Source organism: Microbacterium sp. zg-YB36, assembly GCF_024623575.2.
Classification (GTDB): Bacteria; Actinomycetota; Actinomycetes; order Actinomycetales; family Microbacteriaceae; genus Microbacterium.
Genome location: NZ_JANJFD020000003.1, coordinates 264,344 through 288,484 on the forward strand (window position 1 = coordinate 264,344; position 24,141 = coordinate 288,484).

The 24,141-nt window shown below is 70.5% G+C and carries 25 protein-coding genes; 14 read left to right on the forward strand and 11 right to left on the reverse strand.

All coding sequences use genetic code 11. The features are described from left to right. Positions 1-181: 181 nt before the first annotated feature. Positions 182-892, reverse strand: coding sequence for a winged helix-turn-helix transcriptional regulator (locus tag NQ151_RS10540; protein ID WP_257528047.1), 711 nt, complete (start codon positions 890-892; stop codon positions 182-184). Then, positions 893-1,327 carry a VOC family protein gene (locus tag NQ151_RS10545; RefSeq protein WP_257528048.1) on the reverse strand — a complete coding sequence of 145 codons (435 nt, stop codon included), beginning with the start codon at positions 1,325-1,327 and terminating at the stop codon, positions 893-895. A gap of 138 nt (positions 1,328-1,465) precedes the next feature. Between NQ151_RS10545 and NQ151_RS10550 the strand changes: the two genes are divergently transcribed. Both NQ151_RS10550 and NQ151_RS10555 read left to right on the forward strand, forming a co-directional pair. Further along, the gene (locus NQ151_RS10550; RefSeq protein ID WP_257528049.1) at positions 1,466-2,734 is read left to right on the forward strand and encodes a sensor histidine kinase; all 1,269 of its coding nucleotides are present in this window, start codon (positions 1,466-1,468) and stop codon (positions 2,732-2,734) included. Next, entirely contained in the window at positions 2,731-3,477 is a 747-nt protein-coding gene (locus tag NQ151_RS10555) for a response regulator (RefSeq protein ID WP_257528050.1), read from the forward strand. Before NQ151_RS10550 ends, NQ151_RS10555 begins: the two co-directional genes overlap by 4 nt. Positions 3,478-3,855: 378 nt before the next feature. Here NQ151_RS10555 and NQ151_RS10560 read toward each other — a convergent pair whose 3' ends face one another. Beyond that, entirely contained in the window at positions 3,856-4,446 is a 591-nt protein-coding gene (locus NQ151_RS10560) for an NADPH-dependent FMN reductase (RefSeq protein WP_257528051.1), read from the reverse strand. A 207-nt stretch (positions 4,447-4,653) separates the two neighbouring features. On the opposite strand from NQ151_RS10560, the gene NQ151_RS10565 reads away from it, so the two are divergent. After that, the gene (locus NQ151_RS10565; RefSeq protein WP_257528052.1) at positions 4,654-5,538 is read left to right on the forward strand and encodes an ABC transporter ATP-binding protein; all 885 of its coding nucleotides are present in this window, start codon (positions 4,654-4,656) and stop codon (positions 5,536-5,538) included. Then, a complete protein-coding gene (locus tag NQ151_RS10570) occupies positions 5,535-6,629 on the forward strand; it encodes an ABC transporter permease (protein ID WP_257528053.1) in 1,095 nt (364 codons plus the stop codon). Before NQ151_RS10565 ends, NQ151_RS10570 begins: the two co-directional genes overlap by 4 nt. Positions 6,630-6,721: 92 nt before the next feature. Here NQ151_RS10570 and NQ151_RS10575 read toward each other — a convergent pair whose 3' ends face one another. Together NQ151_RS10575 and rraA are read right to left on the reverse strand one after the other, a co-directional pair. Further along, positions 6,722-7,114, reverse strand: coding sequence for a VOC family protein (locus NQ151_RS10575; RefSeq protein ID WP_257507357.1), 393 nt, complete (start codon positions 7,112-7,114; stop codon positions 6,722-6,724). 69 nt (positions 7,115-7,183) lie between these two features. Beyond that, the gene (gene rraA, locus NQ151_RS10580) at positions 7,184-7,651 is read right to left on the reverse strand and encodes a ribonuclease E activity regulator RraA (RefSeq protein WP_257507356.1); all 468 of its coding nucleotides are present in this window, start codon (positions 7,649-7,651) and stop codon (positions 7,184-7,186) included. Between the two features lie 270 nt (positions 7,652-7,921). Here rraA and NQ151_RS10585 point away from each other — a divergent pair, with 270 nt between their 5' ends. The 4 genes from NQ151_RS10585 to NQ151_RS10600 all read left to right on the forward strand — a co-directional run bounded on the left by NQ151_RS10585 (position 7,922) and on the right by NQ151_RS10600 (position 11,313). Then, positions 7,922-8,071 (forward strand): hypothetical protein, encoded by a 150-nt coding sequence (locus NQ151_RS10585; RefSeq protein WP_257528054.1) that lies wholly within the window; start codon positions 7,922-7,924, stop codon positions 8,069-8,071. A gap of 257 nt (positions 8,072-8,328) precedes the next feature. After that, on the forward strand, positions 8,329-9,495 hold the full coding sequence (locus tag NQ151_RS10590) for a type III polyketide synthase (RefSeq protein WP_257528055.1): 1,167 nt from the start codon (positions 8,329-8,331) through the stop codon (positions 9,493-9,495). Next, on the forward strand, positions 9,492-10,187 hold the full coding sequence (locus NQ151_RS10595) for a methyltransferase domain-containing protein (protein WP_257528056.1): 696 nt from the start codon (positions 9,492-9,494) through the stop codon (positions 10,185-10,187). The genes NQ151_RS10590 and NQ151_RS10595 overlap by 4 nt, the downstream gene beginning before the upstream one ends. Next, positions 10,180-11,313: an FAD-dependent oxidoreductase gene (locus tag NQ151_RS10600; RefSeq protein WP_257528057.1), complete on the forward strand. Its 1,134-nt coding sequence runs from the start codon at positions 10,180-10,182 to the stop codon at positions 11,311-11,313. Before NQ151_RS10595 ends, NQ151_RS10600 begins: the two co-directional genes overlap by 8 nt. 86 nt (positions 11,314-11,399) lie before the next feature. Here NQ151_RS10600 and NQ151_RS10605 read toward each other — a convergent pair whose 3' ends face one another. The 5 genes from NQ151_RS10605 to NQ151_RS10625 form a co-directional block, all read right to left on the reverse strand. After that, positions 11,400-12,236 (reverse strand): UbiA family prenyltransferase, encoded by an 837-nt coding sequence (locus NQ151_RS10605; protein ID WP_257528058.1) that lies wholly within the window; start codon positions 12,234-12,236, stop codon positions 11,400-11,402. A gap of 60 nt (positions 12,237-12,296) precedes the next feature. After that, entirely contained in the window at positions 12,297-14,498 is a 2,202-nt protein-coding gene (locus NQ151_RS10610) for an ATP-dependent Clp protease ATP-binding subunit (protein WP_257507350.1), read from the reverse strand. A gap of 146 nt (positions 14,499-14,644) precedes the next feature. Further along, complete coding sequence (locus tag NQ151_RS10615; RefSeq protein WP_257528059.1) at positions 14,645-15,619, reverse strand: GlxA family transcriptional regulator; 975 nt, start codon at positions 15,617-15,619, stop codon at positions 14,645-14,647. A 218-nt stretch (positions 15,620-15,837) separates the two neighbouring features. After that, positions 15,838-16,938 carry a glycosyltransferase family 4 protein gene (locus tag NQ151_RS10620; protein ID WP_257528198.1) on the reverse strand — a complete coding sequence of 367 codons (1,101 nt, stop codon included), beginning with the start codon at positions 16,936-16,938 and terminating at the stop codon, positions 15,838-15,840. Between the two features lie 26 nt (positions 16,939-16,964). Next, positions 16,965-18,179, reverse strand: a complete 1,215-nt coding sequence (locus NQ151_RS10625; protein WP_257528060.1) for a glycosyltransferase — start codon at positions 18,177-18,179, stop codon at positions 16,965-16,967. Positions 18,180-18,323: 144 nt separating this feature from the next. Between NQ151_RS10625 and NQ151_RS10630 the strand changes: the two genes are divergently transcribed. Next, the gene (locus NQ151_RS10630; RefSeq protein ID WP_257528061.1) at positions 18,324-18,917 is read left to right on the forward strand and encodes a hypothetical protein; all 594 of its coding nucleotides are present in this window, start codon (positions 18,324-18,326) and stop codon (positions 18,915-18,917) included. A 24-nt stretch (positions 18,918-18,941) separates the two neighbouring features. On the opposite strand, the gene NQ151_RS10635 is transcribed toward NQ151_RS10630, so the two are convergent. Next, positions 18,942-20,009 (reverse strand): AI-2E family transporter, encoded by a 1,068-nt coding sequence (locus tag NQ151_RS10635; protein ID WP_257528062.1) that lies wholly within the window; start codon positions 20,007-20,009, stop codon positions 18,942-18,944. 104 nt (positions 20,010-20,113) lie between these two features. On the opposite strand from NQ151_RS10635, the gene NQ151_RS10640 reads away from it, so the two are divergent. From NQ151_RS10640 to NQ151_RS10660, 5 genes are all read left to right on the forward strand, one after another. Continuing rightward, positions 20,114-20,824 carry a potassium channel family protein gene (locus NQ151_RS10640; protein ID WP_257528063.1) on the forward strand — a complete coding sequence of 237 codons (711 nt, stop codon included), beginning with the start codon at positions 20,114-20,116 and terminating at the stop codon, positions 20,822-20,824. A gap of 169 nt (positions 20,825-20,993) precedes the next feature. After that, positions 20,994-21,731, forward strand: a complete 738-nt coding sequence (locus NQ151_RS10645) for an SDR family oxidoreductase (RefSeq protein ID WP_257528064.1) — start codon at positions 20,994-20,996, stop codon at positions 21,729-21,731. Positions 21,732-21,745: 14 nt separating this feature from the next. Next, entirely contained in the window at positions 21,746-22,330 is a 585-nt protein-coding gene (locus NQ151_RS10650; RefSeq protein ID WP_257507343.1) for a TetR/AcrR family transcriptional regulator, read from the forward strand. 3 nt (positions 22,331-22,333) lie between these two features. After that, a complete protein-coding gene (locus tag NQ151_RS10655; RefSeq protein WP_257528065.1) occupies positions 22,334-23,314 on the forward strand; it encodes an NADPH:quinone oxidoreductase family protein in 981 nt (326 codons plus the stop codon). Next, positions 23,311-24,054: an SDR family NAD(P)-dependent oxidoreductase gene (locus NQ151_RS10660; protein WP_257528066.1), complete on the forward strand. Its 744-nt coding sequence runs from the start codon at positions 23,311-23,313 to the stop codon at positions 24,052-24,054. Before NQ151_RS10655 ends, NQ151_RS10660 begins: the two co-directional genes overlap by 4 nt. Positions 24,055-24,141 lie beyond the last annotated feature (87 nt).

The following is a 24,141-nucleotide window of genomic DNA, read 5'->3' on the forward strand; positions in this document are numbered from 1 at the left end:
CGAAGTCGAGGCTGCCGATGACGTGGACATCCTCATGCTTCTCGCGCAGCGCGGCGACCTCCGCCGCGGCATCCGCACCCAACTGCGTCGCGCCCTGCCAGTCCAGAGTCGGCCTGCCGCGGGACGCGACGTACTTCGGGATCTCGGCGAACCTGCGCCCGCTCATGCCGTCGGCGGCTGCTCAACCTTGATCCGCGCCCGCCTCAACGCCGCTGCGCGGCATCGATCCTGGCGGTATCGAGAATGTCGCGGCGAACCGCTCCAGCAGCGCCGGGTCGCCGCGGCGCACCTCGACGACGCCGGCATCCTGCGCCTGCTGCGGCCCGAGCTCACCGGAGATCAGCCGGCGGATGCCGAACCCCGCGGACAGCACGACATCGGCCTCCCCCGCGGGGGCCCGTCCCCCCGCCGCGAGTGGCGCGACCCGCAGGCCCTCCGCGGACACTCCGGCGCGCACCCCCACCTCCCCCAGATGCACGTCGTACGTCGTCGGTGGCAGCGCCGCTGCGGCATCCGCCACGAACGCCGACCGCAGTGCGATCGTGAACGAATCCGCCGTGACGACGTCGCCGTCGGCGGGCTCGCCCATCGCCCGGAATCCCCACCGCCCGAGCGCGAGCACGATGGGCTCGAGTTCGCGGCCGTACGCGGTCACCTCGTACACCAGCCCGCGGTGGGCCAGCGGCACGCGGCGGATCACGCCGGCATCCTGCAGTTCCTTCAGACGGGTGGAGAGGATGTTGGTCGGGATCCGCGGCAGCCCCTGTTTGAGATCGGTGTACCGACGCGGGCCCACCAGCAGGTCCCGGATGATCAGCAGCGCCCACCGCTCCCCGATCAGCTCGACGGCGGTGGTGAGACCGCAGTATTGGCCGTAACTGCGCGCCGCCACCTACGCCTGGCTCTGCTCGGCGTACGCCGCCGGGCCCGACTGCACAGCCGCCGGGTCCATGTAGAAGAACTCCAGCACGTTGCCGTCGGGGTCCTCCAGGTCGCGGGTGTACATGAAGCCCAGGTCCTTCGGAGCCGCCGGCTCCACTCCCCCGTTGGCGATCCCGACCGCCAGGGTGGCGTCGACGTCCTCCCGCGAGGGCCGCGTGAGGGCCACCAGCACCTGGGCGGTGGTGGCGGGGTCTGCCACCTGCTTCTCGGTGAACGTCGCGAAGTACTCGCGGGTGAGCATCATGAAGTAGACGTTGTCTGCCCAGACGATGCACGCCGCGTTCTCATCGGAGAACAGCGGATTCACCGTGGCGCCCAGGGCGGTGTAGAACGCAGTGCTGCGCTGCAGGTCTGCAGTGGGCAGATTGACGAAGATCTCGGTCACGACGTGCTCCTTTGCAATGCCGCCGCCTCGGGCGGATGGCTCATGCTTGCAAAAAACAAGTACGCGGGCAAGGGGTCCCGCGACGCACTCCGTCTCGCGGGGGATGCCACCGTCGACGCTCCCCCCTACGTTGGAGTGATGAGCACGATCCCGCTCCCCTTCACCGCGCCGCGCCGCCGCCCGCCGACGCCCGGCGACCAGCGCACCGACCTCTGGCTCAGCGGCGGCCTGTTCGTCGCCGCCGTGGTGAGCTCGTGGCTCGGCCAGATCGCCGGATACTTCGGCGAGGACACCCCGGGACTGGGCTGGGCGCTGGCGTATGCCGCCGCCGTGACCGTGCCGCTCGCGCTGCGCCGCCGCTACCCCGCCACCGTGCTGGTGATCGTCGCCATCGCCTACTTCGCCGGCGTGACCTTCCACATCACCGACATGTACATCGGCCAGGTGGCACTGTTCATCGCGCTGTACACGGTCGGCGCCTGGCTGGACGACCGCCGCCGCGCGACGATCGTCCGCGTGCTCGTGGTCATCGCGATGTTCGTGTGGCTGCTGGTGACCACCTTCCAGGCAGCGGTGGACCCGTCGGATGAGGGACTGTCCCGCGCCGGCGCGTTCTCGCCGTTCGCGGCCTTCATGGTCATCCAGTTCATGGTCAACATCGCCTACTTCGGCGGCGCCTACTATCTCGGCGACCACGCCTACGCGGCGGCGCTCGCGCGCACCGCGCTGGAGGAGCGCACCGCCGAACTCGAACGGGAACGCGAGCTCACCACCGCACAGGCGGTGGCACTTGACCGGGTGCGCATCGCCCGCGAACTCCACGACGTCGTGGCCCATCACGTCTCGGCGATGGGCGTGCAGGCCGGCGCCGCACGGACGGTGCTGGAGCGAAATCCGGATGCCGCGCGCGCCGCGCTGACGGGAGTGGAGGCATCCGCACGCTACGCCCTCGACGAGATGCGTCACCTGCTGGAGACTCTGCGCACACCGGATGCCGACGCACCAGGGTCCTCGACGCTGCACCTGTCCGCGCTGCCGGAGCTCATCGCGCACGCCAACGCCAACGGGCTGCCCACTACGTACACCGTGGTCGGGGAACCGTTCGAACCGACCGAGTTCGTGCAGGTGAACCTCTACCGCATCGCGCAGGAATCCCTCACGAACGCCCGCCGCCACGGTGGACCGGGCGCGACCGCCGACGTGCGGCTGCGGTACGACCACGACGCGATCGAGCTCGAGGTCGCCAACACCGGCCGCGTCCGCCTGCAGCACCCGGCGGGGCTGGGCCTGGTGGGCATGCGCGAGCGCGCCTCCGCCTCGGGCGGCACCCTGCACGTCGGGCCCCGGCCGCGCGGCGGCTTTCTGGTGCGGGTGCGCATCCCCGTGGCCGTGCCGGTGCCCGCATGAGCGCGCCGACACGCGTTTTGCTGGTCGATGACCACGCCGTCATGCGCGCCGGGTTCCGGATGATCCTGGATGCCGCCGACGACATCCTGGTCGTCGGTGAGGCCGCCACCGGCGTGGAGGCGCTGGCCGCGGCATCCGCGTTGCAGCCGGATGTCGTCTGCATGGACGTGCAGATGCCCGATATGGACGGGCTCGAGGCGACGCGGCGCATCGTCGCCGACCCCCACATCACGGCGGCGGTGGTGATCGTGACGACCTTCGACCGGGACGACTACCTGTTCCAGGCGCTGTCGGCGGGGGCGAGCGGATTCCTGCTGAAGAACGCCGGACCGGAGGATCTGACCTCGGCGGTGCGGGTCGCCGCCGCCGGCGACGCACTGCTGGCCCCGGAGGTCACCCGCCGCGTGATCGAGCGGTTCACGTCCGCGGCATCCACCCCCGCCGGCGCCGCCGGTGCCGCTGCCGCCGGTGCCGGCGCCGGAGCCGCTCCGGTGTCGCTACCGCACAGTCCCGGCGCCGCGAACCATGCGCGAGTGACACTCGAGCAGCCCATCGACCTCACCGAGCGGGAGGCGGAGGTGCTGCAGCTGCTCGCGCGGGCGCGCAGCAACGCCGAGATCGCGCGGGAGTTGTTCATCGGCGAAGCCACCGTCAAGACGCACGTGTCCAACGTGCTGCAGAAGCTCGGCGCCCGCGACCGGGTCGCGGCGGTCGTCTACGCCCATACCCACGGCCTGGTCTGACCCGGGTTCCGGGTCGCGGGTCGGGTCGGGACGGGGTTCGGGTTCGGGGTTCCGGGGTCGGGGTCGGGGTCGGGACGGGGTCGGGACGGGGTTCGGGGTCCGATACGCGCCCCAAACCCCCGCAAACCCGGGTTCGGGGACCGATACGCGCCCCAAGCCCGGGTGAAACGGGGTTCGGGGACAGATACGCGCCCCACCTGCACCGAAACCGGGTGCGGGGGCGAGGTTCCGGGTTGGGGGTCGGAACCGCGTTCGGGGACCGATACGCGCCCCAAACCCCCGGAAACCCGGGTTCGGGAACCGATACGCACCCCAAACGCGGGGTGGATGCGCGAAACCCCGGCGCCGCGGTGCGGGCCGGGGCTTCGAGGCGGCGGGTCAGGCCGCGGCGGAAACGGCGGAAGCGGCAGAGTCGGCCGGTGCGTACCGCTGGATGAGCGCGACGAACGCGCTCAGGTACGCGACGAGGAACGTGGCCGTCTCGTCGTTGGTGACCTCGCCGTTGTCGGTGAACAGACCCGGCAGCGACTGCACGTAGCCCTCAGGCTGGCCGAGCGTGGGCGCGTTGAAGTGGCTGAGGATGGCCTTGAGGTGCTGCTGCGCCGCAGCGGTGGCGATGCCGCCGCCCGAGGTGCCGATGACGGCGGTCGGCTTGCCGTTGAACGACGCCTGACCGTAGGGACGCGACGACCAGTCCAGCGCGTTCTTCAGCACGCCGGGGATGGAGCGGCTGTACTCCGGCGTGACGATGATGACGCCGTCGACGCGGTCGATCGCGTCCTTGAAGTCGCGCGCGGCCTGCGGGAACTCCGCCTCGAGGTCGACCGAGTAGAACGGCAGATCGGCGATCGGGATCTCCACGAGCGTGACGCCCTCGGGGGCCAGTCGCTCCAGCGCCTTTGCGAGGCGGCGGTTGATCGAGGTCGACGAGAGGCTGCCGACGATGTAGCCGATGGTCAGTTCGGTCATGTGTGTTTCTCCAAGGGGGTCGGGTAGTCGCGGGGGCGCGATACCTACGGCGTCAACGTCCGCCCGCGGCATATATTCCAGCGCATGCAGTTAGGCGGTCCCTGAGAGCTCTCCCCCACAGGGGGGAGGTCAACAAACCCCTCCCACGGGGGAGGTTGCCCGGTCGCGACTTCCGTAGCGTTGAAGCATCGACCGAGGAGGAGCTTCATGCTCGAACTGACCGGAATCACCAAGAGCTACGGCACGCGCCGTGTGCTCGACGACGTCGGGTTCACCGTCGCCCCCGGGCGGCTGACCGGCTTCGTCGGCGGCAACGGCGCGGGCAAGACCACGACGATGCGCATCATCCTGGGCGTGCTCGCCAAGGATGCCGGCACCGTCACCCTCGACGGCGTACCCGTCACGGCGGCCGACCGCCGCCGCTTCGGGTACATGCCCGAAGAGCGCGGTCTGTACCCGAAGATGAAGGTGCTGGAGCACATCGTCTACCTCGCCCGGTTGCACGGCTTCTCGAAAGCGGATGCCACCACCCGCGGCACCGCCCTGCTCGAGGAACTCGGGCTCGGGGAGCGCCTGGGCGACAACGTCGAGACGCTGTCGCTGGGCAACCAGCAGCGTGCGCAGATCGCCGCCGCCCTCGTGCACGACCCGCAGGTGCTGATCCTCGACGAGCCGTTCTCGGGCCTGGATCCCCTCGCCGTCGACGTCGTCGCCGGCGTGCTGCAGACGCGAGCCGCCCAGGGCGCAGCCGTGCTGTTCTCCTCGCACCAGCTCGATGTCGTCGAGCGGTTGTGCGATGACCTCGTGATCATCGCCGGCGGCACCATCCGCGCCGCCGGGTCCCGCGACGGCCTCCGCGCCGCGCACTCCACCCGCCGGTTCGAGCTCGTCTCCGCCGGCGACGCCGGGTGGCTGCGCGACGAGCCCGGCATCACGGTGCTGGAATTCGACGGCGGCTACGCCCTGTTCGACGCCGACTCCGACGACACCGTGCAAACGGTCCTGCGCCGCGCGGTCGCCGCCGGCGACGTGGCCAGCTTCGCCCCGCGGCATCCATCCCTCGCCCAGATCTTCAAGGAGGTCATCCAGTGAACACCGCACCCTCCTTCGCCCAGAGCACCTGGCTCGTCGCCGAGCGTGAGATCGGCTCGAAGCTGCGCAGCAAGGCATTCGTCATCTCCACCGCCATCCTGTTCGTCATCGCCCTCGCCGGCGTGCTGTGGGGCGGGTTCACCGCTCAGCAGGACAGCCGCACTCCCGTGGCAGTGACCGGCGAGACCGCGCAGATCGTCGCGCCCCTGGACAGCATGCTCGACATCACCGAGGTAGGTTCGGCCGAAGAGGCCCGCGAGCTCGTCCGCGACGGCGAGGTCGATGCGGCCCTCATCCCGGGCGGCGAAGGCGGATTCGACTTCACGGTCGTCGGCGACGACGCCGTGCCGTCCACGCTGATGTCGGCCCTGAGCGTGTCGCCGTCGGTGGAACTGCTGCAGACGGAGCCCGCCGACGACGACGGCCTGATGCGCTACATCATCTCGCTCCTGTTCGGAGTGGTGTTCCTCATGGCCGCGACCACCTTCGGCTCGACCATCTCGCAGAGTGTGGTGGAGGAGAAGGCGACACGCGTCGTGGAGCTGCTGATCTCGGCCGTCCCCACCCGGGCGCTGCTGGCGGGCAAGGTGATCGGCAACACGGTGCTCGCGATGGGGCAGATCATCGGTCTGGCTGCCGTCGCCGTGATCGGACTCACGGTCACGGGACAGGGCGAGCTGCTGTCTGGCCTGGGCGCACCGCTGGTGTGGTTCGCGGTGTTCTTCCTCTTCGGCTTCGTGCTGCTGGCGTCACTGTTCGCCGCGGCTGCAGCGATGGTCTCCCGCCAGGAGGACATCGGCTCGACCACCACGCCGCTGACCCTGCTCGTCATGGTGCCGTACTTCGTGGCGGTCTTCTTCAACGACAACCCCACCGTCATGACGATCATGTCGTACGTGCCGTTCTCGGCCCCGGTCGGGATGCCGGTGCGCATCTTCTTCGGCGACGCGCAGTGGTGGGAGCCCCTCGTGTCACTGGTGATTCTGCTCGTCACGTGCGTCGGCGCGATCTGGGTGGGCGCGAAGATCTACGAGAACTCGATCCTGCGGATGGGCGCCCGCGTGCACCTCAAGGAGGCGCTGAAGGGCTGACGCCCTCGGTCCTCACGCTCCTTGATCGAGTGGATGCCGCGATCTCGGCCGACCGGCCGGGTCGCGGCATCCGTCGTTCCGGAGTCGCACTCTCAGGCGGGCTCGGGGTCTTCGAGCACGGACAGCACGTTGCCGGCAGGGTCGCGGAACCAGGCGATGGCCGGTCCGCCGTTGCCACGCGCGATGCCCCGCTCATCGGTGCCGTAGTGCGGGTTGGTGTAGATCTTGGTCTCCACGCCGCGGCTCTGCAGGTCATCGACCGCGGCATCCACGTCGTCGACGACGAAGTTCAGGATCGTGAACGTCGCCGGCTCGTGGTCCTTCTTGGGGTACGCGATCGCCCGCGCGCCGCCGGCCAGGCGCAACTGGATGATCCCCATGTCGCCGAGCGATGCGTCAAGGCCCAGGGTGTCGCGGTAGAACGTCAGCGCGGCGTCGATGTCATCGACCGAGAAGCCGCTGAAGGTGGGGGCGTCGGCGAGCAAGGAGTCCTCCCGTCATCGGATGCCGCCAGCATGCCGCTGCGGCATCCGGATGTCGAGGGGTCTCGCGGCTCAGCGCTCGACGAGCACGCCGTCGGCGTCGGCCCAGACGTGCTTGCCGGTGGCGAAGACGATGCCGGCGATCGTGACGTGCACGTCGATCTCGCCGACGCCCGTCTTCGCGCTCGTGCGGGGGTTGCTGCCGAGGGCCTTGATGCCGATCGGCAGGGCGGCGAGCGCTTCACGGTCGCGGATCGCGCCGTGCACGATGATGCCGGCCCAGCCGTTGTCGACGGCGGATGCCGCGATGCGGTCGCCCACGAGCGCCGACTCGAGCGACCCGGCGCCGTCGATCACGAGCACCGCACCCTCGCCCGGGGTGGCGAGGGTCTGCTTCACCAGCGCGTTGTCGCGATGGCAGCGGATCGTGCGCACCGGGCCGTCGAAGGCGGTGTGCCCGCCGAAGTCATGGAACTGGAGGGCGACCGAGTCGAGCTCGTCGCCGCGCTGGTCGTACAGGTCCGCTGTCGCGATCGTCATGTCGCCACGCTAGCGCCCGCCGCGTCGCTGCCGAGTTAGTATACGTGCCGTCGAGTGAGTATTCGTGCGGTCGAGTGAGTATTCGTGCGGTCGAGTGAGTATTCGTGCGGTCGAGTGAGTATTCGTGCCGTCGAGTGAGTATTCGCGCCGTCGAGTGAGTATTCGCGGGCGCGAGTGAGTATTCGCGGGCCCCGGCGCCGTGGCATCCGTCGGGTCCATCGTTGCAAACGTCCGTGGACGGGCCAGCCGTACGGCGATTCGGGCCGACCGATGGATGCCACGGACAGCGGGCCCGACACCGGCGCGGGTCGGGCCATCCGCGACGACAGAGGGGATGGCTCCGCGGTGGCTGCTCGCGGCAATGCCTGCTTCCCGCTTCCGCTCCTGCTGCTGCTGCTGCTGCTGCTGCTGCGAGCGTAGGAGATGTGCCGCAGGTAGGCGATTCCCCGTGGCATCCGTCCTACGTTCGCCACATCTCCTACGCTCAATGCGGCCGGCGGATGCCACGAATGCTCACTCGGCACCTCGAGTACTCACTCGGCAACGCGAATACTCACTCGAGGGCACGAATACTCACTCGTGAGCGCGCCGGAACGCGCGGGTCGCACACTGTAGACGGCGGGCCGGGGGCGCACCAGGTGCGGGACGACGGTGGCACCTCCCGGTTATCGTGAACCATGGTCACCAGCGTCCTGTCGATCGGCACTGCGGTCCCGCCGACGCGGCTGGCGCAGCAGCACGTACGAGACCTGTTCATCGCGCAACCCGGCATCGACCGCCGCGCGCAGCGGCTCATCGGCGCCGCGTTCGACGCCTCGGCCATCGATTACCGGCACACCGTGCTGGCAGAATTCTCCGGCGAGGTCCCCGACGACCCGTCCGAGATGGCGGTGATCGACACGGACGGACGCATCCTGTCCCCGAGCACCGGCGCCCGCAACGCCGAGTACATCCGGAGGGCACCACCGCTGTTCGCGGCGGCAGCGGATGCCGCGATCCGCGGCGCCGACATCACACCGGACCAGGTGACGCACGTCGTGACGGTCTCCTGCACCGGACTGTTCGCCCCCGGCCCCGACTACCGGCTGGTGCGCGACCTCGGCCTACCCTCGACCGTCGAGCGCTACCACTTGGGGTTCGTCGGGTGTGCTGCGGCGCTGCCCGGGCTGCGTACGGCGGCCCGCATCTGCGCGGGGGACTCCGCCGCGGTCGTGCTGGTCGTGTGCGCGGAGCTGTGCACGCTGCACTTCCGCTCGTCCAGCGATCCGCAGCAGATCGTGTCGTCGTCGGTGTTCGCCGACGGCGCCGCGGCGGCGATCGTCACCGCCGACCCGGCCCTGCGCGGCGACCGGTGGCTCGACCTGGAGCGATTCGGCACGGCGCTGACCGACGAAGGCGACCAGGACATGGTCTGGACCATCGGCGACGAGGGATTCGACATGGTCCTCTCCGCCGAAGTCCCCCGCATCATCGGCCGCGAGATCCGCGGCGCCGTCGACCGCTTCCTCGGCGACGACGAACCGGATGCCTGGGCGGTCCACCCCGGCGGACGCAGCGTGCTGGACCGCGTCGAGACCGGGCTGGAGCTGCCGGCATCCGCGCTCGAGGCATCGCGGAGCGTGCTGCGCGACTACGGCAACATGTCCAGCGCAACGATCCTGTTCATCCTGCGCACCTTCCTCGACGGCACGGCCGACGGCACGACCGGCACGACCGGCACGACCGGCACCACCAACGGCACCGCAACCAACCGAAGCGGCCAGCGCATCGCCGCGCTCGCGTTCGGGCCGGGACTGACGGTGGAGTCCGCCCTTCTCACCCGACGCACCGCGGAGCGCGCGTGAGCCTCGCCGCCCGCGACACGGCGCTGCGCGAACTCATGGACGACCCTCTCTGCGATCCCGAGCGGTTGGATGCCACGTTGCGCCGGTTCGGCGCCGTCAACCGTGTCGTCTCGGGCTGGGGGCAGGTCTACCGTCGCCGCCTGCGGCCTCACCTGATCTCGCTCGGCCGGCCCGCCCGGGTGCTGGATCTGGGCTCCGGCGGCGGTGACGTCGTCGCGCGCCTCGCGCGCCTGGCCCACCAGGACGGACTGACCGTGGACTGGCTCGGCGTGGACCCCGACGCCCGCGCCCTGGCGGCGGCGCAGCGACGCGCAACGCCGAACGTGCGTTTCCGCTGCGCGGATTCCGCGACGCTGCTCGCCGAGGGAGCGCGGTTCGACGCGGTCGTGTCCAACCATGTGCTGCATCACCTGACCGTGGACGAACTGCACCGCTTCACCGCTGAGTCGCTCGCCCTGTCGACCGGCCCGGTGCTGCACGGCGACATCGCCCGCAACCGGGCGGCGTTCGGACTGTATGCCGTCGGCATCACGCCGCTGGCACCGGGGACGTTCCTGCGCACCGACGGGCTGCGGTCGATCCGCCGCAGCTATCGCGCCAACGAACTCGAGCACACCCTCGGCGGCAACGGCTGGCGCGTCGAGAGCCATCCCCCGTTCCGCCTCCTCGCCCACGCCACCGGCCATGCCTGAGGTCATGATCGTCGGCGCGGGCCCGGTCGGCACGTTCCTGGCCGCCGAGCTCGCCCGCCGCGGCGTGGAGGTCGCACTGTGGGACCGCCGTACCGCCGTCGGCGACGGCACCCGCGCGATCGGCCTGCACTCACCGACCCTCACCGCACTCGAGCCCGGCGGGGCGACCGAGCGCATCCTGCAGCGCGCGGTGCGAGTGCGCCGCGGGGAAGCGCGCAGCGACGGTCGGTTGCTGGGCGTCGTGCGTTTCGACCGGCTGCACACGCGGCATCCATTCGTCGCCACGCTCCCGCAGGCCCAGACCGAGGCGGCGCTGGCCGTCGGCGCGCCTACCCCGGTGCGCGGCGCGACCGTCACCGGGATCGTCCGCGATGGCGCCGAGATGCGAGTGCGCGCCGAGACCGCGTCCGGACCGCGGGAGGCGACCGCGCCGCTGGTCGTCGTCGCCGGCGGTGCGGGCGCGCGGGGGCTCGTCTTCCGCCCCGGGATGCCACGGGGCGCCGAATATCCCGACCGCTACCTGATGGCGGATGCCGCGGCGCCGCGGCGCGACGATGCCGACGTCGCCGTCGTGCACCTCGGCGGTGACGGCGTGCTGGAGTCGTTCCCGCTCCCGGGCGGCCGCCGGTTCGTCGCATGGGACGACGGTGGCGCCCCGGACGACGCCGCCCGCCTCACGCGACTGCGGACCGCGCTGGTCGCACGCGGGGAAACCGAGGGCGCGGCGGCGATCACGCAGGCGACGGCCTTCCGCGTGCGCCGCGTCGTCGCCCCGCGTCTGCGCCGCGATCGCCTCTTCGTCATCGGCGACACCGCGCACGAAGTCAGCCCGATCGGCGGGCAGGGCATGAACCTCGGGCTGCTGGATGCCGCGGGGCTGGCGCCGCTGCTGGCGCAATGGGTGCGCGATGGCACGGCGCCCGAGCCGCAGCTGGCGGCCTGGGAGCGCGACCGGGTGCGGTCCGCGCGGCGGGCGGCGCGCCTGGCGACCATGAACACGACGCTCGGCCGGCCGGCCGGCCCCACCGTGGCCGCCTCGCGTGCCGCGGCGATGCGCGCCGCCCTGGCCGCGGGCGGGCCGCTGTTCGCCCGCGCCTACGCGATGGGGTTCGACACCGCCGGCTGACGCGACGAATACTCACTCGACCCGACGAATACTCACTCGGCAACGCGAATACTCACTCGGCAACGCGAATACTCACTCGGCGGCGATCAGCCCGCCAGGGAGCCGGGGGACGCGACCAGCTGCACCGCGAGCAGCAGTGCGGCGGCCATCACGAGGCGGAACACCACGCGGTCGGGCGGGCGCACCAGCACGCGCACCACCGTCGCCACGGCCAAGACCGCAACTCCCGCGAACAGCACCCACGCCAGGATGCCGGGGGCACCGGCATCCGCTGCCCCCCACAGCACCGCGCAGGCACCGGCGAGCACCGCGATCCCGGCCAGAGCCGCCGCCGGCCGCGCCCCGATGCGGTGGGCAAGGCCCCGCACGCCGGTGCGGCGGTCGTCCTCCAGGTCGGGCAGCACGTTGGTCAGGTGCACCGCGGCCCCGAGCGCCCCGCCGGCCACCCAAGCCCACCATTCCGCGATCACCGGCGGCTGCGCCGACAGAGTCGCCAGCGACGGGAAGATGCCGAAGCTCACGACGAAGGGCAGGATCGACAGCGGCGTTGATTTGAGCCCGGCGTTGTACGCCCACGCCGAGGCGAGGGCGACGGCGTGGGCGACCAGCATGCCGAGCCCGAGGAACGCCGACAGTACGAGCGCCACCGCGAGGGCTGCGACCGCGGCGATCCAGGCGGTGCGCGCGGTGACCTCGCCTCGTACGAGCGGTTTGTCGGTGCGGCCGACCGCGGTGTCGCGCCCGCTGTCGATCGCATCGTTGGAGATGCCGACCGACAGCTGGCCGCACAGCACGGCGGCGCCCAGCAGCGCGATGCGCCCCGGGTCCAGGCCCGCCGCGACACCCAACGCCAGCGCCAGCACCGTGACCACGACGGACGGGCCGGGGTGCGATGCGCCCCACAGCGCCCGAAGCGTGCTCACGCCACGATGCTCTCACGTGCGCGAGCACGCGCACGGTCTGGCGCGGAGCCGGGTGCGGGTTCAGTCGTCGAGCAGCTCCGCCTCGATCACGTCGTCGTCCACGACCGTCTCGGCAGGGCCGTCACTGGTGAGCACGAGCGCCGAACCGTCTGCCGCGACATCCACCCGCACCAGGTCGCCGTCGTGCACCCCGCCGCCGAGGATCGCCATCGCGAGGCGGTCCTGGATCTCGGACTGGATGAGCCGGCGCAGCGGGCGCGCCCCGAAGAGCGGGTCGTAGCCGCGTTCGGCCAGCCACGCCCTGGCATCCGGGGTGACCGCCAGCGTGAGCCGGCGGTCCTTCAGCCGGCGCTGCAGCGCATCGACGGACAGCTCCACGATCTGGGCCAGATCGTCCTGGGTCAGCGCCTGGAACACCACGACGTCGTCGAGCCGGTTGACGAACTCGGGGCGGAAAGCCTGACGCACCAGCGTCAGCACCTGCTCCCGCTTCTCCGGGAACGACAGGGTCGGGTCGATCAGGATCGGCGAACCCAGGTTCGACGTGAGGATCAGGATCACGTTCTTGAAGTCGACCGTGCGGCCCTGACCGTCGGTCAGTCGCCCGTCGTCCATCACCTGCAGCAGCACATCGAAGACCTCGGGATGCGCCTTCTCCACCTCGTCCAGCAGCACCACCGAGTAGGGCCGACGACGCACCGCCTCGGTCAGCTGCCCGCCCTGCTCGTAGCCGATGTACCCGGGAGGGGCACCGACCAGCCGGGACACCGAGTGCTTCTCGCCATACTCCGACATGTCGATGCGCACCATGGCGTGCTCGTCGTCGAAGAGGAACTCCGCCAGCGCCTTGGCAAGCTCCGTCTTTCCGACTCCGGTGGGGCCGAGGAACAGGAACGACCCGGTCGGCCGGTTGGGGTCGCTGATGCCGGCGCGCGAGCGGCGTACGGCGTCGGACACGGCCTTGACGGCCTCCCGCTGCCCGATGATGCGCTTGCCGAGCTCGCCCTCCAGATGCAGCAGCTTCTCGGTCTCGCCCTGCAGCAGGCGTCCCAGGGGGATGCCGGTCCACGCGGCGATGACGGCGGCGATGTCCTCGTCGGTCACCTGGTCGCCCACCATGCGCTCGCCCTCGGCACCTTCGGCGCGCTCGGCTTCCATCAGCTGGCGCTCCAGCGCCGGGATCTCGGCGTACAGCAGCCGCGAGGCGCGCTCGAGGTTGCCCTCGCGCTGCGCCCGCTCGGCGTCGACGCGGGCGGCGTCGAGCTTGGTCTTCAGGTCGCCGACGCGGTTCAGCGACGCACGCTCGCGCTCCCAGCGCGCTTGCAGTTCGCCCAGCTTCTCGCGCTCGGCGGCGAGGGTCTCGCGCAGCGCGGCGAGCCGCTCCTTCGACGCGGCATCCTTCTCCTTCTTCAGTGCCAGCTCTTCCAGTCCCAGCCGGTCGACGTGGCGGCGCAGCTCGTCGATCTCCAGAGGCGCGGAGTCGATCTCCATGCGCAGCCGTGACGCCGCCTCGTCGATCAGGTCGATGGCCTTGTCCGGCAGCTGCCGGGCGGCGATGTACCGGTTGGACAGGGATGCCGCAGCCACCAGCGCCGCGTCGGCGATGGCGACCTTGTGGTGCGCCTCGTACCGCTCCTTCAACCCGCGCAGGATCGCGATCGTGTCCTCGACGCTCGGCTCCCCCACGTACACCTGCTGGAAGCGACGCTCCAGCGCGGCATCCTTCTCGATGAACTGGCGGTATTCGTCCAGCGTCGTGGCGCCGATCAGGCGCAGCTCACCGCGGGCGAGCATGGGCTTGAGCATGTTGGATGCCGCGACCGAGCCTTCGCCGCCGCCGGCTCCCATGAGCACATGCAGCTCGTCGATGAAGGTGATGATCTGCCCGTCGGACTCGGTGATCTCCTTGAGCACGCTCTTGAGGCGCTCTTCGAACTGGCCGCGGTACATCGCCCCGGCCACCAGCGCGGAGATGTCGAGGGCGACGAGTTCCTTGCCCTTGAGCGAGTCGGCGACGTCGCCGGCGACGATGCGCTGGGCGAGGCCCTCGACGACGGCGGTCTTGCCGACGCCTGGCTCGCCGATGAGCACGGGGTTGTTCTTGGTGCGGCGCGTGAGCACCTGGCTGATCCGACGGATCTCGCTGTCGCGGCCGATCACGGGATCGAGCTTGCCGTGGCGGGCGCGGTCGGTGAGGTTGATCCCGAACTGCTCGAGGGCGCTCTTGGACTCCTCCTGCCCTGGTTGCTGCGTAGCGTTCATTCGTTCTCCTGAAATCTACGGGGCCCAAACTTGAGCCTTTGTGACTCAAGTTTATCATCGGGCCACCCGTGCGGCAATGCGGGTGCTCGCGCGCCTGCGACCCTGCCTGCCTGCCAAGCGCGACCCCGACTCCGACAACCGAGGGCTCAGGCGGCGGGCTCGGCCTCCGCCTGAGTGCAGCAGAACCGCGCGCGGTACGCGGTGGGGGTGAGCCCCAGAGTGCGGGCGAAGTTCTGGCGCAGCACCGCGGCCGACCCGAAGCCCGACTCGTCGGCGATGCGGTCCAGCCCGAAATCGGTCTTCTCCAGCAGCCGCTGCGCGTGGATCAGCCGCTGCCGCGACAGCCATGCGGCCGGGGTCGCGCCATGGTCGGCCTTGAACCGACGCGCGAACGTACGAGGTGACATGTGCGCGCGTGCCGCGAGCTGCTCGACGGACAGATCCTCGCGCAGGTTCGCGATCATCCAGTCGGTCACCGGCGCGAGGGACTGGTTCGCGGCCAGGGGCAGTGGCTTGGCGATGAACTGCGCCTGGCCACCGTCGCGCTGCGGGGCGATCACCATACGTCGCGCGATGGTGTTGGTCATCTCGGCACCGAGCTCCTGGCGCAGCAGATGCAGGCAGGCATCCAACCCCGCCGCCGTCCCGGCGCTCGTGATGATCCGGCCGTCCTGCACGTACAGCACGTCGGGGTCGACGTCGATCTTCGGGTACATCCGCGCCATCTGATCGGCGTACATCCAGTGCGTCGTCGCGCGACGACCGTCCAGCACCCCGGCCGCGGCCAGCACGAACGATCCGCTGCAGACGCTGAGCACCCACGCGCCGCGGGCAACCGCCCGCCGCACGACGTCGAGCACGCGCGGGTCATTGTCGTGCCACCGCTCGTACGGCACCGGGGAGATCACCAGGAGGTCGGCTTCGTCGGCGAACGCCAGGTCCTCGTCGACGTTGATCGAGAAGCCGATCTTCGAGGGGACCGCGCCCGGATCGGGAGTCACGATGCGGAAGTCGAAGTTCGGAATGCCGTCGTCGGTGCGGTCCAGCCCGAACGCCTCGCAGGCCACGCCGAACTCGAACGGGGCGAACCCGGGCTGCACGACGCAGGCAACTGTTCTCATGGCAGTAATCCTACGGGGGATGGCCGCACTGCCACTAGTGGCAGTTTGCGCCTTTCCGTAGTGTTTCTGCCATGATCGCCATCCTGGTTTTCACCGCCCTCGGGGCCGTCGCGCTGGCCGCCTCGGTCGTCGAGCTTCGTCGCGACGGCTACCGCCGCGTGCCGACCGACCCCACCCACCGCTGATCGACGCGACGCCCGCTGCCCGCGACCGGCGCGTCAGCGGGCGGTGAGCGACGCCACGGCATCCAGCAGGATGCCGGCAGAGCGCTGCCACGTGAACTGCGCGATGTGGGCGGTGCCGTCCGCGATGACGCGGGCACGCACCCCCTCGTCATCGAGCGTCGACACGGCCGCGGCGACGGCCGCGGGATCCCGCGGGTCGACATAGAGCGCGCCGGAACCGGCGACCTCGTGGAAGATCTCCATGTCGCTGACCACGGCGGGCACCCCGAGCGCGAGGGCCTCGGCCAGCGGCAGGCCATACCCCTCGTCGAGACTCGTCGAGGCCAACACGGCGTGGTCGGCGAGGGCAGCGGCGTACTCGGCATCCGTCACGCCGTCGTGGAAGACCACCGCGCCGCCGGCCGCGAGCGCCTGCAGTTCGGCACGACGGGCGGGGGTGATGCGCGACAGCAGGTGCAGCGTGCGTCCCGGCAGCAGGCGCATCGCCCGCACCAGGGTGTCGACGTTCTTGTAGGGCATGAACGAGCCCATGTAGACGATGTTGCGGACCGGCCCGTCGGTGCGCACGGCATCGGCACCGCCCGGCAGCAGGTCGGCCAGGCGCTGTGGCGCGTTGGGGATCACCACGACGCGGCGCTTGGTCAGCCGCGCGGCGGCGAACTGCCGGCGACTGGTCTCACTGACGGTGGCGACCAGATCCGCCGCGTTGAGGGTGACCCGCTGCGGCAGATAGCTCAGGTGGAACAGCCGCCAGCCCACTCGCACGAGCGCGGGCAGATCGCGCGGAGGGGTGCGGTGGCGGTAGTAGATGGTGTCGTGCAGCGTCAGGATCAGCTTGAACCGACGCCCCAGCGACCCGATCGTCTGCATGGGAGAAAAGACGACATCGGGCTCGAAGCGGTTCAGCAGCCGGGCGGTGAAAGGCTCCCGCCACGACGTGGGTGCATGCAGCGCCAGCGTCTGCGCGCCGTCTGGCAGCAGCGGCAGCTGCGCCTCGTCGTGCACCAGGTAGGTCACCTCCACGCCGCGGTCGGCGGCCATCGCATGCACAGCGGCGGCGAGCTCGGCGGAGTAACGGCTGATGCCGTCGTGGAAATCGGTGCGGATGTAGCGGGCGTCGAAGAAGAGGCGGATGCCGCCGCTCTCGGGTGCCCCCGCGCTCACGGCTTGACCGGCTCGCCCCGATACAGCGCCTCGAACGTGTCGAGGGTGCGGGCGATGTCGTGGATCTCGACACCCTTGAGCGAGGCCTGCTGCATCGCCAGGAACTGCTCGGGCGACAAGGTCAGCACGCGGGTGAGCTTGAGGGCCAGGTCATCGGCATCCCGCGGGCGGAACAGCCAGCCGTTCACGCCGTCCTGCACGAGGTGCGGCAGCGCGAGCGCATCGGCGGCGACGACGGGCAGGCCCGAGGCCATGGCCTCCATCGTCGCGATCGACTGCAGCTCGGCGATCGACGGCATCGCGAACACGCTCGCACGCGAATAGAGGGAACGCAGTTCGTCCTCGTCCACACGACCGTGGAACCGCACCTGCTCACTCAGACCCAGCTGCGCCGCGAGGGTGTCCAGCGACTTGCGCTGGTCGCCGCCGCCGACGATGTCGACGGTCACGTCGAGGGCGGGGTCGAGCTTGGCCACCGCGTGCAGCAGCGTGTCGATGTGCTTCTCGGTGGTCAGACGCCCGACGAACAGGATGCGGTTGACCTCACGCGGAGCCAGATGGGGCGTGTAGTTGGCCGCGTCGATGCCGCAGCTGATCGGAATCACGCCGGAGATGTCGATGGTCGACTCGAGGAAGTCCGCGGCGCGCCGGGTGGGAGTGGTGACGGCCCGCGCGATGGTGAACGTCCGCTCGGCGTCGTCCCACGCTGCTTTGAGGAACACCTTGTCCAGCAGGGGCGGCAGCGTCGTGTAGTCGAGGATGTTCTCGGCCATGATGTGGTTGGTGGCGACCACCGGGATGTCGCGCTGCTTGGCGATGCGGGACATACCTCGCCCGATGATGATGTGCGACTGGATGTGCACCACGTCGGGGCGCACAGCGCTGAGGATGCGGCGTGAGTAGTACTTGGCGCGCCACGGCCAGACGAAGCGCAACCAGTCGTGCGGGGGCCAGCGCACGGAAGGCAGGCGGTGCACGGTGAGGGGGACGCCCTCGATCACTTCGGTGGCGGGCGGCGTCCGCCGGTACTGCCGGGCGGGGGCGACGACATGCACTTCGTGGCCACGGGTCGCCAAACCTGCCGCGAGGCGTTCGGCGAAGCGTGCCGCACCGTTGACGTCGGGGGCGAACGTGTCGCAAGCCATGACGATCTTCAGGGGGCGGCGAGGACCAGCGGGGTGCGCGGGTTCGGGTGTCGCGGGGGAAGTCACGGAGGGTGGCTGCCTATCTCTGCGTCGCGCCGCGGGGTATGACGACGCGGCCCCACTCTACCGGAGCACCACCGGCAACCCGCGAAGGCGCCACTCGGGGCCGACGCATAGCCGCGCACCGCGGCATCCCCCTACCCTGGATCCATGTCCCGACTGCAGGCCGACGCCGATCCCGCCCGATGGGTGCCGGTCACAGGCTCACTCGGATTCAAGGGCCGCCGCCACCGCAAGGCGGCGATCCGGATGCTGATGGAGCAGGCGAACACCGCGCTGCGCTCGCAGCCCCGACCGGGCAGCGGCTTCGCCGCGTGGGCGGTGAGCCAGGCGGCACCGCTGCTCATGCGCAAGGCGGATGGCCGCGTGCTGGTGTGGGTGTGGAAGGACGACCCGGAGCTGCTCGTGGCGATGGCACAGATCCAGCAGGCCACCCCTCAGCTGCGCGCATCGCGCGCGATGATGCCGATGGAGTACGACGACACCGAGTCGTTCCGCAATCCCTACCTCGGCGTGGGCGAGAAGCTGGCGATGACGCTGCCCAGCGATGCCAAGACGCTCCCGTTCGTCACCTACACATGGGATACCGGCACGCACTTCGTGACGCTGACCGCGGTGTGCAGCGATCGGGAGCGGGTGGGCACCGTGGTCGCCGCCATCGACGACGTCGCCCGCACGCTGCGCATCGTCGACGACCTGCCGGTGGGCTCCTCCCCCGACGTGCTGCGCATCGAGCCCCGCTGAGGGCACGCCGCGGCGGACCGGTGATCAGTCGGCGGTCGGCCGCACCGACTCCCCCGACAACCACCGCACCCACCACGTGTGCGGGTCGCCGTCCAGCAGCAGGGCCCGCACCATCAACGTCAGCGGGATCGACAGGATCGCCCCCAGCGGCCCGATCACGAAGGTCCAGAACACGACGGAGAAGAAGCTCAGGGTCAGGCTCAGGTCCACCGCGTCACTGACGAACTTCGGCTGGATCATCACCTGCAGGGTGACGTTGACGACGCAGTAGATCGCGATCACCACGAGCATCAGCGGCCAGCCGCCCACCACCAGCGCCAGCAACGCGGGCGGCACCAGCCCGATGATGAACCCTACGTTGGGGATGAAGTTGGTCACGAACGCGAGAATCGCCCAGACGAGGGGTGCCGGCACTCCCAGCGCCCACAGGGCGAGCCCGTCGATGACCGCCACGATCAGGCCGAAGCTGGCATTGACGACGTAGTACCGCCGCACCCCGGAGTTGAACTGCTGGAACCGGCGCACCGTGGGGGCGATCCGCTCCCCGAGCTCCCGCTGCGCGTGGGCGTATCGCCCTGCGTCGGCGGCCATGAAGACCACGTAGGCGAAGACGAAGAACAAGGCGGTGAGGATGCTGAGGGTGGTGCCCCCGAGGGAGGCCGCCCAGTCGGTCAGGTTCGCGGGATCCAGGACCGACGCCGCGGCATCCGACGCCTCCTGCTGCACCCCGAGCCCGGCGAGCCACTGCGTGACGCTCTCGGCGGTGCTCACCAGCTGGTCTTGGGAATCGCGGACGAGCCCGACGAATTGCGCCCCGGCGATGTAGAGCAGCAGCGCCATGAGCGAGAGCACCGCGTACGCGACGAAGATCACCGCCGTGGTCGCCGCCCATCGCGGCCAGCCGCGGCGTTCGAGGGGACCACGCGCGGGATGGCAGATGATGACGATGACGGCGGCAAGCGCGAGGGGTCCGACGATCTCCCGGGCCGCGTGGGCGCCCGCGAGGACGACCACCCCTGCCGCCAGCCCCAGCAGCATCCGCAATGACGGCGGAAGTGCGGCGGACGGGAGGGTCGGCGGCGGGCTTTTCACGGGTTCCAGGCTACCCGCGCGGGTTGGCGGGGTCCCGGGTGCCAGGTGCGGGGCGGCGCGTGGGGACGGGGGACGCGGGGCTCGGCCGTCGCTATCGTGGCGGCATGACGAAGTCGTCATCCGCGATCTCGCGGCGCACGCTGGTGTGGGAGGACCGCACGGCGTGGCCGATGTTCCTGCTGTCGATCGTCTTCTTCGCCTCCTGGGTGTGGCTTCTGGCGGACCCCTCGCTGTCGGCCGGCTGGACTGCGCTACTCGCGGCCACCGTCATCGTGACCTGGGGCGCTTTCATCGCCGATTTCGTGGTGCGCCTGTCCCTCGCCGGCCATCGGCGGCAGTTCCTTCGCGAGCGCTGGTTCGAGGTGGCATCCCTCGTGGTGCCGTATCTGCGCCCGTTCGTGATCCTCGCGTACATCTGGCGGGTGCCCTGGTTCCGGGTGAGCGCGCAGCGGCGGCGCGCCCAGTACATCGTGATGGTGTCGATCTTCACCTTTCTGTTCGTGTTCACCGCCTCCGCGTTGGTCTGGCTCGTCGAGCGCGATGCGCCGGGCGCCAACATCGTGGACCTCGGGGATGCCATCTGGTGGGGTTTCGCAACGATCGCGACCGTCGGTTACGGCGACTTCGTGCCGGTGACCGTACTCGGCCGCGTCCTCGCCGTCGGCCTCATGATGGGCGGCCTGGTCGTGCTGGGCGTGACCAGCGGCACGATCATCTCCGCCCTGACAGACCGGATCCACCGTGCCGGGGAGCGTCTCGCGCACGAGCACGAGGTGTCTGCGCCCGTGCCCGAGCAGCGGCGGGCCAAACCGTGACAGCCGACAGGGTGCGCATCCCCGGCGACACGTTCCGCTCGGCGCGACGAATACTCACTCGGCAGCACGAATACTCACTCGGCAGCACGAATACTCACTCGGCAGCTGCGTGCTAGGGTCATACCGACCGGGCGGTATGGGTTCGGTGGGTATCGCGCGAGGAGGCGCTGTGCAGAGGTTCGCGGGCACCGTCACGCTCATCACCGGCGCAAGCCGCGGCATCGGGTTCGCCATCGCCCAGCGCCTGGTCGCCGAGGGCGGCTCGGTCGTCATCACCGGCCGCCACCGGGACGCGCTCGACGACGCGGTCGCCACTCTCGGGGATGCCGCGACCGCCGTCGCCGGCCACGCCGACGATCCCCCCCACCGCGCCGCCGTCTTCGCGCACATCGCAGCGACACACGGCCGGCTCGACCACCTCGTCAACAACGCCGGCATCAACCCCGCCTACGGGCCGGTGCTCGACATCGACGCCGACGCCGCGCGCAAGATCCTCGAGGTCAACGTGATCGGCGCGCTGGAGTGGACCCGCGCCGCGGTGGCATCCGGTCTATCGACCTCCGTCGTCAACATCGCCTCCATCGCGGGAGTGGCCGCCAGCCCGGGCATCGCGTTCTACGGCATCTCCAAGGCGGCGCTGATCAACCTCACGATGCAGCTGGCCGACGAACTGGCTCCCGCCCTGCGGATCAACGCCGTCGCCCCCGCCGTGGTGAAGACCCGGTTCGCCCGCGCGCTGTACGAGGGTCGCGAGGATGCCGCATCCGCCGCCTATCCGCTTCGCCGGCTGGGAGAACCCGACGACATCGCCGGGCCGGTGGCGTTCCTGCTCTCCCATGACGCCGCCTGGATCACCGGCCAGACCCTGCTGATCGACGGCGGCGCGTCGGCGCGGCCGATCGGTTGAGAGAAGATGAACGCATGAAGACCACCAGCGTCTCCGACGCCGTCACCCGCGCCGCCGTCGAGCTGTTCGCCGAGCAGGGCTACGCCAACACCAGCGTGCAGCAGATCGTCGAATCCGCCGGGGTCACCAAGGGTGCGATGTATCACTACTTCGAATCCAAGGACGATTTGCTGTTCGGCATCTACGACCGGCTGCTGACACTGCAGAAGGCCCACCTCGACGAGATCGTCGCACGCGGCGGGGCGGTCGACGACGTCCTGCGCGCCGTCGGCATCGACGTGATCGAGACATCGATCCAGTTCCTCCCCGAGGGCACCGTCTTCTTCCGCAGCATGCACATGCTCACCGCTCCGCGCCAGCAGGAGGTCACCCGTCGGCGCCGCGCGTACCACGACGAGGTCGCGAAGCTCATCGAGCGCGGCCGCGCCGAAGGGCTTTTCCGCACCGACATCCCGGTGCCGGTGCTGATCGCGCACTTCTTCAGCGACGTGCACTACCTCTCCCACTGGTACTCCCCCGGCGGCCCGGAGTCGGCCACGCAGGTCGCCGAGCAGCTGACCGATCTCTTCCTCACGAGCATCAGGACCCCGAAGGAGTAGCCCATGCGCGCTTGGCACGTCACCGGTCACGGCGAACCCGCAGACGTCCTCGAGCAGGTGGAGGTCGCCGATCCGATTCCGGATGCCGGTGAGGTGCTGGTGCGCATCGCCGCGGTCGCGGCCAACTTCCCCGACGTGCTGCTCGCCCGCGGCCAGTACCAGGTCAAGCCCGATCTCCCCTTCATCCCTGGAGTCGAATTCGCCGGCCGGGTCGCCGCGCTCGGGCCCGGCGTCGAAGGCTTCACCGTGGGCCAGCGCGTCGTCGGCAGCAAGATCGGGGTGCTCAGCGACCTGGCCGCCGTGCCCGCCCGCGACCTGCAGCCCACCCCCGACGCCCTCGATGACGTCGCCGCGTCGGGCCTGATGATCGCCTACCAGACCGCATGGTTCGCGCTGCACCGGCGGGCCGGGTTGCAGACGGGGGAATGGCTGCTCGTGCACGCCGCCGCCGGCGGCGTGGGAGCTGCCACGGTGCAGCTGGGGGTCGCGGCGGGTGCCCGCATCATCGCGGTCGTCGGCAGCGAGGCCAAGGCGGCGGTCGCTCGTGAGCTCGGCGCCGAAGCGGTGCTCGTGCGCGACGTCGACGACATCCCGGCACGGGTGAAGGACATCACCGGCGGCCACGGTGCCGATGTGGTGTTCGACCCGGTGGGCGGGTCGGCGTTCGACGCCTCGACCCGCTGCGTCGCGTTCGAGGGCCGCATCGTCGTGATCGGCTTCGCGAGCGGCGAGATCCCCACCCTGCGCACCAACGTGGCGTTGGTGAAGAACTTCGCGGTGCTGGGGCTGTACTGGGCACTGTACTCGCAGCGCCGACCCGACCTCGTCGCCGAGGCGCACGCCGCGCTGACCCGGCTGGCCGCAGAGGGCGCGATCCGTCCCGTCGTGGACGAGGTGGTCCCGTTCGAGCGGGCGCCGGAGGCGATCCAGAAGCTCGCGGGCGGCCAGACCACCGGGCGGGTCGTGATCGAGGTCGCTCCGTGACCTCGGCGTTCGACCTGACCGGACGCACGGCGCTGGTCACCGGTGGCTCCCGGGGCCTGGGGGCGGCCTACGTGCGGGCGCTGCATGCCGCCGGGGCCACGGTCGTCGTGGCGGATCTGCGCGACGAGGAGGGCAGCGCCCTGGCCGACGAGCTCGGTCCCCGCGCGCACTTCGTGCACCTGGACGTCGCCGACGAGCAGGGGTGGGATGCCGCCGTCACGGCCACCCTCGAGCGTTTCGGCGCCCTCGACGTGCTGGTCAACAACGCCGGCATCGCCAATTCCGCCCCCATCGAGCACTACTCGACCGCGAAATGGCACGCCGTGATCGCGGTGAACCTCACCGGCACCTTCCTCGGCTGCCGCGCCGTGGTGCCGGCGATGACCGCCGGCGGGGGCGGTTCCATCATCAACATCTCGTCGGTCGAGGGGCTGCGCGGCAGCCCGGGCCTGCACGGGTACACCGCGGCGAAATTCGGGGTCCGCGGCCTGACGAAGTCGCTCGCGGTCGAACTCGGTCCCCGCGGCATCCGCGTCAACTCGGTGCACCCCGGCCTCATCCTGACCGACATGACGACCCGCGTCGACCCGGCGCGCATCGACATCCCGCTGGGCCGGCCCGGCACCCCCGACGACGTCACCGGGACGATCGTGTTCCTCGCCTCCGACGCGTCCCGGTTCACCAGCGGGGCGGAATTCGTCGTCGACGGCGGCATGATCACCGGCATCCCGCACAAGTAACGCGGCGGGCCTCGGCGGCGATTTCGTCGCTGCGAACTTTACATACCGGCTGGTCGGTTTATGAGGTACAGTGGCGGCACCCGACAC